General features: G+C 39.8%; 12 protein-coding genes. All 12 read right to left on the bottom strand.

What is annotated here, in order from left to right; translation table 11 throughout:
* Positions 1-59 precede the first annotated feature (59 nt).
* Complete coding sequence (locus ACI48O_RS08020; protein WP_435561207.1) at positions 60-1,370, bottom strand: UDP-glucose dehydrogenase family protein; 1,311 nt, start codon at positions 1,368-1,370, stop codon at positions 60-62.
* Positions 1,371-1,522: 152 nt separating this feature from the next.
* The gene (gene trxA, locus ACI48O_RS08015; protein ID WP_435561206.1) at positions 1,523-1,837 is read right to left on the bottom strand and encodes a thioredoxin; all 315 of its coding nucleotides are present in this window, start codon (positions 1,835-1,837) and stop codon (positions 1,523-1,525) included.
* Between the two features lie 185 nt (positions 1,838-2,022).
* Positions 2,023-3,000 (bottom strand): electron transfer flavoprotein subunit alpha/FixB family protein, encoded by a 978-nt coding sequence (locus tag ACI48O_RS08010; RefSeq protein WP_435561205.1) that lies wholly within the window; start codon positions 2,998-3,000, stop codon positions 2,023-2,025.
* A gap of 61 nt (positions 3,001-3,061) precedes the next feature.
* Positions 3,062-3,835, bottom strand: a complete 774-nt coding sequence (locus ACI48O_RS08005; RefSeq protein ID WP_435561204.1) for an electron transfer flavoprotein subunit beta/FixA family protein — start codon at positions 3,833-3,835, stop codon at positions 3,062-3,064.
* Between the two features lie 87 nt (positions 3,836-3,922).
* Positions 3,923-4,696: an enoyl-CoA hydratase gene (locus ACI48O_RS08000; RefSeq protein ID WP_435561203.1), complete on the bottom strand. Its 774-nt coding sequence runs from the start codon at positions 4,694-4,696 to the stop codon at positions 3,923-3,925.
* Positions 4,697-4,738: 42 nt separating this feature from the next.
* Positions 4,739-5,323 (bottom strand): TetR/AcrR family transcriptional regulator, encoded by a 585-nt coding sequence (locus ACI48O_RS07995; RefSeq protein WP_435561202.1) that lies wholly within the window; start codon positions 5,321-5,323, stop codon positions 4,739-4,741.
* A 461-nt stretch (positions 5,324-5,784) separates the two neighbouring features.
* Positions 5,785-7,488, bottom strand: coding sequence for a long-chain-fatty-acid--CoA ligase (locus ACI48O_RS07990; protein WP_435561201.1), 1,704 nt, complete (start codon positions 7,486-7,488; stop codon positions 5,785-5,787).
* 354 nt (positions 7,489-7,842) lie between these two features.
* Positions 7,843-8,250 carry a DUF350 domain-containing protein gene (locus tag ACI48O_RS07985; RefSeq protein ID WP_435561200.1) on the bottom strand — a complete coding sequence of 136 codons (408 nt, stop codon included), beginning with the start codon at positions 8,248-8,250 and terminating at the stop codon, positions 7,843-7,845.
* 17 nt (positions 8,251-8,267) lie between these two features.
* Positions 8,268-10,625: an endonuclease MutS2 gene (locus ACI48O_RS07980; RefSeq protein WP_435561199.1), complete on the bottom strand. Its 2,358-nt coding sequence runs from the start codon at positions 10,623-10,625 to the stop codon at positions 8,268-8,270.
* A 169-nt stretch (positions 10,626-10,794) separates the two neighbouring features.
* Entirely contained in the window at positions 10,795-12,507 is a 1,713-nt protein-coding gene (gene polX, locus ACI48O_RS07975; RefSeq protein ID WP_435561198.1) for a DNA polymerase/3'-5' exonuclease PolX, read from the bottom strand.
* 98 nt (positions 12,508-12,605) lie between these two features.
* The gene (locus tag ACI48O_RS07970) at positions 12,606-13,139 is read right to left on the bottom strand and encodes a CvpA family protein (RefSeq protein ID WP_435561197.1); all 534 of its coding nucleotides are present in this window, start codon (positions 13,137-13,139) and stop codon (positions 12,606-12,608) included.
* A gap of 14 nt (positions 13,140-13,153) precedes the next feature.
* On the bottom strand, positions 13,154-13,405 hold the full coding sequence (zapA, locus tag ACI48O_RS07965) for a cell division protein ZapA (RefSeq protein WP_435561196.1): 252 nt from the start codon (positions 13,403-13,405) through the stop codon (positions 13,154-13,156).
* Positions 13,406-13,419 lie beyond the last annotated feature (14 nt).

The following is a 13,419-nucleotide window of genomic DNA, read 5'->3' as shown; positions in this document are numbered from 1 at the left end:
CTTCTAAAAAAAAATCATCGAACCGAAGTCCAATGATTTTAGTAGACAGCAAAGATATTTCAAATAAGGAGCGCTTTTCGACCAATTGAATGGTACTCAATTGGATATTTTTCAACTTCAGTCAATTTAAAGCAATTGCGGCCATCAAAAATTATCGGCTGCTTCATCTGTTTTACAAATACCGATAATTCCGTACCTTTAAATTCCTCCCAATCGGTTAGGATAAACGCCATATCGGCACCCTTTATCGCGATTTCGAGCGTCTCCACAACGTTTATTACAGTCGGAAATATTCTGCTTGCCTTTTCACCCGCAACTGGGTCAAATGCGACAACCTCTGCACCTTCGTTTACCAATTCAGCTGCCATAACTAATGAAGGCGATTCCCTCATATCATCCGTATTCGGCTTAAAGGCTAATCCTAACAATGCCACCTTTTTTCCGTTTAATGACTGAAACCTTTCACGTGCTTTTTTCAGCAAAATTCGCTGCTGCTTGTTATTGACGTCGATCACCGCTTTTAATAAATGAAAATCATAGTCGACATCTGCTGCAATATAGCTCAACGCTTTTGTATCCTTTGGAAAACAAGAACCCCCATAGCCAATTCCGGCTTTTAAAAAATGGGGACCTATCCTTTGATCCATTCCCATTCCAACCGAGACAGATTCAATATCCGCCCCAACCTTTTCACAAATATTGGCCATTTCATTTATAAAGCTTATTTTTGTTGCCAAAAAGGCATTTGAAGCGTATTTAATCATTTCTGCACTTAAGATATCAGTGTGAAAAATTGGTACGCCAAACGGTTTATTTACCTCACTCATAACATCTGCGGCTTGTTGATTATCGGCACCGATCACAATTCTGTCAGCATGAAAGGTATCATAAATAGCCGACCCCTCTCGTAGAAATTCAGGATTTGAGATGACTTCGGCCTTAATATGAAGCGGAAGAGCTTGATCAAGTTTAGCTTTTATCATATGATTCGTGCCTACTGGTACAGTACTTTTTACAACCACGATTACATTTTTTGTAATACAGGCTGCTATCTCATTAATCACCATTTCCAGATAATCTAAATTGACTGAGCCATTTTCCAGCGTTGGCGTCCCTACAGCTATATAGATAATTTCTGCTTCCTCTAGCCCTTCTTTTGCCTCAAACGTAAAGCGCAGCCGGCGATTATTTATCGCTTCTTGGAGCATGATTTCTAATCCCGGTTCATAAATTGGTGATATACCTTTTTGGAGAAGAGCTAGTTTTTCCTTGTCCATCTCAATACAAGTAACGTCATGCCCGATTGAAGAAAGTGAGACGGCTGTCACTAAGCCAACATAACCCATTCCTACAACACTGATTTTTCTCATATATAAACTCCTTAAACGAAAGGGATTTTACTTTCATTATGGATGAATCTTCATCATTTAGTCAGCAATAAAAATAAAAAAGGTTGATCAACAGCGTTTCCTACGCTTTAGATCAACCTTACTTGTATAGTAAGCTTTTTCAAATACTATTCTTAAATATGTTTTGCAAGAACTCCAGCTAGTGCTTCTTTCGGAGAAAATCCAACCACTTTATCGACAACTTCTCCTTCTTTTAACACAAGTAATGTAGGGATGCTCATAATGCCGAATTGGCCTGCTGTTTCTGGGTTTTCATCTACATCGACTTTGACGATCTTAACCTTTTCTCCTAATTCTTGGTCAAGCTCTTCTAATACTGGTGCAATCATTTTACAAGGGCCGCACCAAGGTGCCCAAAAATCAACCAGCACTGTGCCGGAACCAGTTTCAGCTTTAAAGGTTTGATCTGTCGCATGTGTAATTGCCATTGTATATCCTCCTAAAATTAAACTAAAAATCTTACCGTCAGTATAACACCGTTTGAACCATCAATGCTAATGATATGTTTCGTTCGTACTTTTCCCCTTTTACTAATTAATATACGGATCCCTTACATTATTTTACCATACAAAAAGTCACAAAAAAACGAGCGGAAAGTCCGCCCGTTAATCGATTAAGAAAGAACTTTTAACTTTTTAAATTCCTCTGTTAATAGTGGAACTACTTCAAAAAGGTCGCCAACAATACCATAGTCTGCTACTTTAAAGATGTTGGCCTCTGGATCTTTGTTAATCGCGACAATTACTTTTGAGTTAGACATACCTGCTAAGTGTTGAATTGCACCTGAAATCCCGCATGCAATATACAAATCAGGTGTTACTACTTTACCTGTTTGGCCGATTTGTAAAGAGTAATCACAGTATTCTGCATCACATGCACCACGCGATGCTCCAACTGCACCACCAAGTACGTTTGCTAATTCTTTTAATGGTTCAAAGCCTTCCTCGCTTTTAACACCACGGCCTCCGGCAATAACCACTTTTGCTTCTGAAAGATCGACGCCTTCACTCGCTTTGCGAACTACTTCTTTAATAACAGTACGCAAATCTTTAATTGCTACAGTTAAGGATGATACATCACCTGTTTTTGATTCATCCTTACCTAAAGGAGTAATGTTATTAGGACGAACAGTGGCAAAAATAATGCCTTCCGTTACGATTTTCTTTTCAAATGCTTTACCGGAATAGATTGGACGGGTAAATACGATATTACCTCCCGCTTCCTCAACTGCAGTTGCATCTGAAATTAACCCTGAAGATAATTTACCAGCTAATTTCGGAGCTAAATCTTTACCTAGAGCAGTATGCCCCATAATAATTCCTTCTGGAGATTCTGCATCAATTACAGCCAACAATGCTTGAGCATAACCGTCTGAAGTATATTGTTTTAATCCAGCATCTTCAACAACAACCACACGGTCTGCACCATTTTGAATTAATTCTTGTCCTAACGCGCTTACAGCATCTCCAATTAGTACACCTACAACTTCTCCGCCTTCAGCAACAGTTTTTGCAGCTGCAATGGCTTCAAAGGAAACATTACGTAATGAGCCTTCACGTACTTCCCCAATAACCAATACTTTTCTTGACATTATTACTACCTCCCGCAGTGTTTTTCAATCAATGAACGAGCGCTCAATCAATTAATTTCCATTAAACAACCTTTGCTTCAGTATGAAGCAAGTTTACTAGTTCCTTCACTTGATCTTGGATATCGCCAGCAAGTACTTTTCCTGCTTCTTTTTGAGGCGGTAAATAGATTTCAATTGTTTTTGTCTTTGGTGCAACATCATCTTCTTCAAGATCAAGATCATCAAGCTCCAATTCTTCCAGCGGTTTTTTCTTTGCTTTCATGATTCCCGGCAAGGAAGGATAGCGTGGTTCATTTAAGCCCTGTTGAGCTGTTACAAGAACCGGTAAAGTTGTTTCAATTGTTTCAGAATCACCCTCAACATCTCGAACAACCGTAACATTGCTGCCATCAATAGTTAACTTTGTAATTGTAGTGACATAAGGGATTTCAAGTAGTTCAGCCACACGAGGACCGACTTGACCTGAACCGCCGTCAATTGCCACGTTACCTGCAATGATTAAATCAGCATTTTTGTCTTTTAAATATTCAGCGATAATTTTTGCAGTTGTGTATTGATCGGATGCTTCTAAATCATCTTCAGTATTAATTAAAACAGCCTTATCCGCACCCATTGCCAATGCTGTACGAAGTTGTTTTTCAGTCTCTTCATTTCCAACAGAAATAACCGTTACTTCTCCACCATTAGCATCGCGAACTTGGATAGCTTCTTCGATTGCATATTCATCATATGGGTTAATGATAAATTCAGCACCGTCTTCATTAATTTTTCCGCCGGAAATGGCAATCTTCTCTTCTGTATCGAAGGTTCTTTTCATCAATACATAAATATTCATTATTTTCCCTCCAAAAATGTCGTAAATTGTCGGAACATTGTATAGTTTTTAAAGATTCAAAAAATTTATCCCAAAAATTTTTGTTGGTTACTTACCAACGAAATTTGGTTCCCGTTTATCAATAAATGCACTAATACCCTCTTGTCCATCAGCAGATTCAAAAACTTGTCCAAACAGCACAGCCTCACGCTCTACCCCTGCATGAAACTTCTCTTGCTTGGAATAACTGAAAAGCTCAAGGATAGCTTTAATCGCGATAGGGCTTTTCTTAGCAATTTGTCCTGCAATCTTATAAGCATTTTCTAAAAGTTCTGCTTCAGGATACGCATGGTTGGCAAGTCCTGCTTTTACAGCTTCCTCACCAGTTATCGGTGTGCTTGTAAGAAGCATTTCAGCCGCTCTTGGAGTACCCACTAAACGAGGTAAACGCTGACTTCCCGCAAATCCAGGAATTAAACCAAGCTGTAATTCCGGCAAACCTAATTTAGCATTATCACTAACAAGACGGAAATGACATGCCATCGCAAGTTCCAATCCTCCACCAAGAGCAGCACCATGAACAGCCGCAATAATTGGTTTCGGGAAATTTTCCATCCGCTCAAATAAATTTTGACCTAATCTAGCTAACTCACTAAATTGTTCGCCATTTTCAATCGTTGTGAATTCTTTAATATCTGCTCCCGCAGAAAAGAATCGACCTTCACCATTGATTAGGATTACTCTAACATTTTCATCATGCTCCACTTCGTTTAACACAAGTGCCAATTCCTTTAATACTTGAGAAGAAAGAGCATTTGCCGGTCCTTTAGTGATCGTTATCGTAGCGATGCGATCGGCTATGGACGTTTTCAAAAATTCCACCTTTTTTCCCCCTTCTATTGCTTTACTATTCCAATTTTCATGCTAATGCTTCCCACATCCATTAAGCAATAAATGATGAACTTTTGGAGCTAACGCTTTCAGATCATATTTATGTTCATTCATGACCCAGGTGGTTATTGTTTCGTCAATTGTGCCAAATATCATTTGACGAGTTAGCCGGATGTCAATTGCTTCTGTAAATTCTCCATTGTCTATCCCTTCTTGCAATATTTGATCAACAACCTTTAAATATCCCCTCAGTACATCACTAAGCTCATGCCTTAGCTCAATATTGGCTTGTCTAAGTTCGAGCTGTGTTACTTTCGCAAGGTGGTGGTCATTTGATAGCATGTCAAAATGGGATTCTACCAATATAAATAATTTCTCTGCTGCCGAACTAAATCCTGCTATTTTCGACTCAATCTTTTCTACAAAATTCCCCATTTTTTCCCGAAAAAGAGAGATAAGAATGTCCTCTTTGTTCTTAAAATATAGATAAATTGTACCGTCAGCCACTCCTGCTTGTTTCGCAATTTTCGACACTTGCGCTTGATGATAGCCATTTTCTGCAATAACAATAACAGCAGCATCGATAATTTTTCTGTATTTTGGTTTATCTTTTTTCAAGGCCAATCTCTCCCTTCAAGAGATTTAGTTCGGGGAATACTGGAAGTGAATGAATCACCATTCATTAAGTTTATAATAATATTCTGAAAATTATCTGTCAAGGCTTTGTATAATATTATTACTATAAAGGTTATATGTATAATCACATAAAAAACGCTGTTGATTCTGATTTCAGCAGCGTTTTCTTATGTGATTAATGCTGCGCGTTTAGATTATGCGGACATGGAGTACGTTATTTTAATAAAAACGGGTATTTTGGAGGTAGATGCGGACATCAGGTACGCTATTTGTTAAAAATACACGTCTAATAGCTCGATTTTAGCCTAATAACGGAACCTATGTCCGTTTGTCCTCTTAAACGACCCTTTTTTCGAAAAATAACGGAACGTATGTCCTTTTCAAAAGGGACAGCATATTTCGATAATCCTGCATCGTTTTTTGCCCCCCGAATCTATGAATGATTATGCTCGCTTTTCTTGATCTTCTTCAAGACGCTGCCTTTCTTCTTCGATTAAGGATCTTCTTAAAATTTTGCCGACTGCAGTCTTGGGAAGTTCTTTTCTAAACTCATATATTCTAGGAACCTTGTATGCTGCTAAATGCTTACGGGCGAATTTATCAAGCTCTTCTGCTGATAGATTTGCCCCCTCCTTAACCACCACATATGCTTTTACCGTTTCACCTCGATATGGATCCGGGACGCCAGCAGCTACCGCCTCAACCACATCATTATGTTCATAAAGCACTTCCTCAATTTCCCGTGGATAGATATTAAACCCACCTGCAATAATCATGTCTTTCTTGCGATCAACCACATAGAAATATCCGTCTTCATCCATGTATCCGAGATCTCCTGTTAATAGCCAACCGTTTTTAATCGTCTGTTCCGTTTCTTCCGGCCTATTCCAGTACCCCTTCATAACTTGTGGACCTTTAACAGCAATCTCGCCGATTTCTCCAACTGGCACAGGTTCCCCGGTTTTTAAAGACAAAATAGCGGCATCTGTATCCGGCCATGGAACTCCAATACTTCCCTTAACACGAGGTCGATCCCATAAAAAATTCGAGTGAGTCACTGGGGAAGTTTCCGTAAGACCGTATCCCTCAACAAGCTTTCCCCCGGTTACCTCTTCAAATTTCTGTTGAATCTCTATAGGCAACGGCGCTGATCCGCTAATACAGCTGTCAATAGAGGAAAGGTCATATTTCTTTATATCTGGGTGATTTAATAAGCCAATATATATCGTGGGTGCTCCCGGAAATAAGGTTGGACGTTGTTTATCAATTGTTTTTAAAACAGCTTCTGGATCAAACTTTGGCAATAAGACCATTTTGTGAGCGCCCATTATCGATAAAAGCATCACGGTTGTCATTCCATATACATGGAAGAAGGGTACTACCCCAAGGATTGTCTCATTCCCTGATTTGCATTTATAAAGCCAGGCCTTACACATTGTGGTGTTAGCGGCTAAATTTTTATGGGTCAACATGACCCCTTTAGGAGATCCAGTTGTTCCCCCTGTGTACTGGAGGACGGCAATGTCTTCAGCAACATTTATTTCGGGAATAATCCTTTTTCCTAGTTTGGTCTTCATGATTTCGGTAAATAAATGATAATTGCCTTTGTGTTTTACATTGACGACAAGGCCATATTGCTTTTTTTGAATAAACGGGTAGATAAGATTTTTTGGAAAGGGGAGATAATCTTTAATAGAAGTCACAACAACATGTTGCAAGTTGGTCTTATTCATTACTTTAACGACGCGAGGGAACAGAATATCTAGGCATATCAATATTTTTGAACCTGAATCATTCATTTGATAGGCTAATTCTCTTTCTGTGTAGAGCGGATTGGTTTGAACGACGACTCCACCTGCCATTAATGTACCAAAATAGCTAATGACCGATTGAGGCGTATTAGGCAGCATGATGGCTACCCGATCTCCTTTTTCTAAACCAAGATGTTGTAAATAATTTGCAAACTTTAACGCTTCCTGATGAATCTTTTTATAAGTTAATTCTTTTCCCATAAAATGAATGGCAATTTTTTCAGGAAATTCAGCTGCGGCTTGCTTTAAATACTCTTGTATTGGAAAACCCTCGTAATGGAGGTTGGCCGAAATCTCTTTTGGGTAGCTTTTCAACCAAGGTCTCGGGTCTGTCAATTCATTCCCTCCTTTTTATATTAAGAGATTTTAGAATATTCAATTTAATTATATTATACTACAGGCTATGTGGCAATGAGGGGAATAGTTAATTTCAATTATGGCTGTGTTAAAGGTTCAATGTTGATTTTGAACACTCTGTTGATCTTCGCTGCAGGTGCGAGACTCCCCCGCGGAAAGCGAGCACCTGGAGCGGAAATCAACAGCCAGATACAACAGTGACTTAATTATAAAAGGCTGACCACTTGCCAGCCTTCTACTTTTTTACAACAACAAATAAATGATCCCGATGATGATAAATCCCCCGCAAAGGGCCATTAATACCTTTGCTAATGTTTCCATTTAAACCTCTCCTTACGATATCCCCGCACCAATAACATAAGATAATCCGATTGAAATGACCATTGAAATTAAGCCGACAGCCCGATTATCCTTTTGAATTTCTTCATCAATTTTAAAGGTTGGCGTCAAAAACTCATAAATAAAATAGCCTGCTAACAAGAGTAAAAAACCAAAAACCCCCCAGCTAACCATTGTAACAAGGGAATCATGCTGAGAAATAGAATGCCTAAAAATATTGGCAAGCCCAAAAATTTTTCCTCCTGTTGCCATTGCCACTGCTAAATTTCCCTTTTTTATTTCTTCCCAATTTTTATATTTAGTGACAAGCTCGAATATGGCTAAAAAAACAACCAAACAGAGAATTACTACGCTATAATAGGCTGCTGACTGCACAAACTGATTTTCCCAAAATTGGTTCATCCCCATTTCTCCCTCTGCTATTTAAATTCAACAATGGTCACTCCAGTGCCACCCTCGCCGGCATCGCCAAATCGAATTTTCTTCACGGAACGGTGATTTTTTAAATATTCTTGGACACCTTGCCTTAGTGCTCCTGTCCCTTTTCCGTGAATAATCGACACCCTTGGATACCCGGCAAGTAAAGCATCATCGATATACTTTTCAACTCGCATTAACGCATTTTCAAAACGTTCCCCGCGCAAGTCAAGCTCAAGGCTTACATGATAATCCTTGCCCCTTACTGTAGTAAGATGGCGCTTTTCTACTTGTTTCGGGCTATTTATATATTCTAAATCTTTTTCGTCGACCTTCATTTTCAAAATCCCGATTTGAACCTGCCATTCTTGCTCGCTAATTTTCTCGATTAACAAACCCTTTTGACCAAAGCTTTGCACCATCACCTCATCCCCAGGACTAAAGGAATGCTTTTTCTTTGCCTGATTCATCACTGATTTCTTTGCCGTTTTAGCAGGTGCGGCTTCTTCCAACCGCTTTCTTGCTTCAATCAGCTCATGCTCCTTCACTTCGGCTTGCTTGTCGATTCGCAGTTGTCTTAACTCACGAATAATTTTCTCCGATTCCGATTTTGCCTTTTCAATAATGGCTGCTGCTTCGTCTGCTGCTTTCTCAACCATTTCATCCTTTTGCTTGTAAAAGGCGACCATTTCCTTTTGCAGGTCTTTATGGAGCCGTTCAGCATTCCGGAGCAATTCTTGTGCTTCTTCCTCTTCCGTTTCTGCCTTGCGCCGACTTTCCTCTAACGATGCAATCATATTTTCGATTTGGTTCGTATCAGCACTAATATGGGTTCGCGCATTTTCAATAACTCGTTCATCTAAACCTAGGCGTCTCGATATTTCGAAGGCATTGCTTCGCCCTGGAACGCCAATTAACAGTTTATAGGTCGGGCTTAGTGTTTCGACATCAAATTCTACACTCGCATTGCTCACACCCTCACGGTTATAGCCGTATGCTTTCAATTCTGGATAATGCGTGGTGGCAATCACCCTGGCGCCACGCTTATAAACCTCGTCTAAAATCGAAATGGCGAGAGCTGCCCCTTCTTGCGGGTCCGTACCAGCGCCAAGTTCATCAAATAAGACGAGACTGTTGGAACCAACCCGTTTTAAAATATCAACAATATTCACCATATGAGATGAAAAAGTACTTAAGCTTTGTTCAATGGATTGCTCATCGCCAATATCAGCGTATACTTCGTCAAACACAGCCATTTCTGATCCATCGTAGGCCGGAACTTGTAAACCGGCCTGAGCCATAAGCGTACAAAGACCGACTGTTTTTAAGGTAACCGTTTTTCCGCCTGTATTTGGACCCGTAATGACAATCGTCGAAAAATCAATGCCTATTGTAATGTCATTCGGGACAACCTCATCGATTGGAATTAACGGGTGCCTTGCTTTCGTTAAGGAAATTTTCCCTTCGTCATTCATCAATGGTTTTGATGCTTTTATCCGTTTCGCATAACGAGCTTTAGCAAACATAAAATCGAGTTCAGCTAAAACAGTGACGATCACTTCAAGCTCTGCCTGGTTTAACGCAACATGACCGGTTAATTGAATTAAAATTCTTTGAATTTCTTGCTCTTCTTTTAAACGGATTCCCTGAAGCTCATTGTTTAACTCCACCACTGATTGCGGCTCGATAAAGAGGGTTTGTCCTGAAGCACTTTGGTCATGAATAATTCCCCCATAATGACTGCGGTATTCTTGCTTGACGGGGAGAACAAACCGATCGTTTCTAATCGTAATGAGCGTATCAGATAACATCTTTTGCGCATTCGACGAACGAATCATGCTTTCTAATTTCTCCCTTACCCGAGCCTCTTTTGTCCGCAATTGATGTCTTAAAGAGCGGAGTGTTTCACTGGCTCCATCTAATACTTCACCGTTATCATCAATCGCCATTTTAATCGATTGCTCAAGTTCCGCCAACACGATGATTCGTTCAGAAAACTCAACCAAGATCGGTATACTTAATTCCTCTTCAGCACAATCTTCGATAAATCTTTTCATACTTCGGCTCACGTGGACAGTGCTGGCTGTCTGCATTAATTCATACGGGCTTAACATCCCGCCAATGGCAGCTCGTTTAATATGAGCCCGAATATCGAAGATTCCACCCAGTGGAACATTTCCTTTTATGCGAAGTACATTTGCTGCTTCATCCGTTTCCTCCTGCAGCCTTACGACCTCAGCAAAGTCAGTGGATGGCTTTAATTCTTGTACTTTATCTCTTCCTAATGAAGAGGAAACATGTTCCTGTAACTGTTCTTTAATTTTATCAAATTCCAAAACTCTCAGTACTCGTTCATGCATGGAGAGACCTCCTTATTCGAAAAGCGCAAGCGCCCGGTCAGCGACCTATGGACTGGAGCACACCGACTGAGATAAAGGAAACACGAAGCGCGTAAGCGATTCGATGTTGACTTATCGTAGGGAGGTGGGCGAAGTCCATTTGGCGCTGGGCGCTGGAGCTAGACACTAATTATTTTTGTAGAAAAGCTAATAAATCCTCTATGTCCATCGCGTTTAAAACAGAGGATTTTTTGATCCAGCCTTTTTTAGCAGCTGCCACTCCAATTTCGATATGATTTAAAGTATCCATTTTATGAGCATCTGTATTAATAACAATCTTTACGCCCGCTTCCTGGGCTGTCTTTAAGTTTTCATAGGCTAAATCTAAACGATGCGGGTTGGCATTAAGTTCTAAGGCCGTATTCGTTTCCCTTGCCAATTCAATCAGCATCTCCATGTCCACATCATATCCGTCACGCCGCCCAATTAGTCTTCCCGTAGGGTGGGCAATAATATCGACATGTGCGTTCATTAACGCTGTTTTCAACCTCGCCATAATCTTTTCCCTTGGTTGGGAAAAGGCTGAGTGGATCGATGCAATAACAAGGTCCATTTCCGCCAGCATCTCATCATGATAATCAAGACTTCCATCAGGTAAAATATCCATTTCGACTCCTGCTAGAATCGTAAAATCATCATATTTTTCATTTAATCGGTTAATTTCCTGTCGTTGCTGCCGGAGTCTGTCTGCCGTCAAACCGTTGGCAACCTTTAAAAATTGCGAATGATCAGTTATTGCCATATAACGATAACCACGGGCTCGGCAGGCTTCCGCCATTTCTTCAATCGAATGGGCCCCATCACTCCATGTTGAGTGCATATGGAGATCACCTTTAATGTCTTCTAATGCGATCAACTCAACATCATTTGAAAAACTTTCAACTTCTGAACCGTCCTCACGAATTTCTGGGGGAATAAACGGCAAACCGAAATGCTGATAAAATTCCTGCTCAGTTAAAAAAGTAATGACTTCACCAGTCTCGACATTCTCCACGCCGTATTCACTAATTTTTTCTCCTCGTTCCTTTGCTAGCTGTCTCATTTTTACATTGTGTTCTTTTGACCCTGTAAAATGAAGCAGAGCGGAGGCGTATTGTTCCGGATTTACAATTCGGAAATCGACAGAAATATCATAAGAAAAAGCAAAAATCAGTGAAACCTTCGTATTTCCTGCTGCAATAATTTCTTTAATGTTCGGCAGGTTGAGAAGCTGCTCTTTCACGTTTTCTGGATTAACGGTCGAAATAATGAAGTCTAAATCCTTTACCGTTTCGTTCATTCTCCGCAAGCTGCCTGCCCTTGAAAATTTTTCTATTCCTGAGAATTTCGTTAATGCCGCTTCAATGGCTTCAGCAATTGGCAACATCATGGCAATCGGTAACCGTTCCGGACGCTTTCCTGCTTCTGTTATCGATGCAAGGATTTTTTCTTCTGTTTTTTTACCAAACCCAGCCAGTGCCTGAACCTTCCCAGCCCGACAGGCTTCTTCGAGATCCGCTACATTTTCAATACCTAACTCCTGGTATAGCTTGGCAATCTTTTTCCCGCCTAAACCTGGCAATTGCAGTAACGGAATTAATCCGGCAGGAACCTCTTCTTTTAATTGCTGTAGAACCGTTGATTGTGATGTTTCGATATATTCATTGATGACTGCTGCTGTTCCTTTTCCTATTCCTGCAAGCTTAGTAAAATCCGTTATTTCACTTAGGCTTCGGTCATCTGTTTCAAGAGCTTGGGCTGCCTTCCTGAAGGCTGCGATTTTAAAAGTGTTTTCGCCCTTCAGCTCCATATAAATTGCAATCGTTTCCAATAATCGGATGATATCCTTCTTGTTTGCATTCATTTGATACACCAGCCTTCCTTAACAGGTAAGCACTTAATCCTTTTTAACATACCCTTTTTAAATAATAGAAAAACTTCTCTTAAAAAGAGAAGTTATCGTTATACATCAATCCAAAGTTCTTTAATATCTTGAGATAATATCGGAGTATACTTGACAATACCTTCTGCTAATAATGAATTATGTAAGGCAGTTTGAATCATTTCTATAGGTATGAGTGCTGCAAAATATAACACTATAAATGTAATAAGGTAAACCTCTAAAAATCCTAAAATTCCTCCAGCCATCGTATTAAATTGTTTTAATAATGGCAAATTTGCTATAAAGTCAAGCATAGAACCAATTATTTGCAGAGCAATTTTAACCGCAAAGAAAATTATCACAAACGCAATTCCCCGATAGTAGGCATTCTCTAGATTACCATTGCTAACAATCATATCCATTGGCGAATCACTGCCAAAGCTTGGATAAGGAACCCAAAGAACAAGCTTATCGGCAAAATCATTTCCATACATTTTGGCAACAATAAACGCAATTATAAAACCAGTAAGATGAATAAACTGCAGAATGAGGCCTCGCCTTATTCCAATGAATAAACCGCTTATTAATAGAATCATAATCAAAAGATCAAGCATGAATTTTAAGCCCTTTACCTTTCAATTTCTTTCTCATGAAGCTCTAGTAAATCCTTTAGTTTTATTAAGTCGTTGACGGCATTTACTGCGGTCAAAACAGCCAATTTGGTCATATCTAGTGAAGGATTTGAGCTGCTAATTTCACGCATTTTTTCGTCAACCATTGAGGCAACAAGACGAATGTGGCTGGTGCTTTCTGTTCCAACAATCGTATATTGCTGGCCAAATATATCAACAGTTGTTCGATTTTTACGTACCTCTGACAATGTCTGCGCCCCCA

The sequence above is a fragment of the Neobacillus terrisolis genome, assembly GCF_051233475.1.
Lineage (GTDB): Bacteria > Bacillota > Bacilli > Bacillales > Cytobacillaceae > Bacillus_BU.
The sequence above is the reverse complement of the archived record's forward strand: the minus strand, read 5'-3'. Positions and strand labels throughout refer to the sequence as shown.

Bases quoted from the DNA above. Each gene is read 5' to 3' on its own strand.
- ACI48O_RS08020 (WP_435561207.1), bottom strand. From the start codon at position 1,370: ATGAGAAAAATCAGTGTTGTAGGAATGGGTTATGTTGGCTTAGTGACA.
- trxA (WP_435561206.1), bottom strand. From the start codon at position 1,837: ATGGCAATTACACATGCGACAGATCAAACCTTTAAAGCTGAAACTGGT.
- ACI48O_RS08010 (WP_435561205.1), bottom strand. From the start codon at position 3,000: ATGTCAAGAAAAGTATTGGTTATTGGGGAAGTACGTGAAGGCTCATTA.
- ACI48O_RS08005 (WP_435561204.1), bottom strand. From the start codon at position 3,835: ATGAATATTTATGTATTGATGAAAAGAACCTTCGATACAGAAGAGAAG.
- ACI48O_RS07985 (WP_435561200.1), bottom strand. From the start codon at position 8,250: ATGAACCAATTTTGGGAAAATCAGTTTGTGCAGTCAGCAGCCTATTAT.
- ACI48O_RS07980 (WP_435561199.1), bottom strand. From the start codon at position 10,625: ATGCATGAACGAGTACTGAGAGTTTTGGAATTTGATAAAATTAAAGAA.
- polX (WP_435561198.1), bottom strand. From the start codon at position 12,507: ATGAATGCAAACAAGAAGGATATCATCCGATTATTGGAAACGATTGCA.
- ACI48O_RS07970 (WP_435561197.1), bottom strand. From the start codon at position 13,139: ATGCTTGATCTTTTGATTATGATTCTATTAATAAGCGGTTTATTCATT.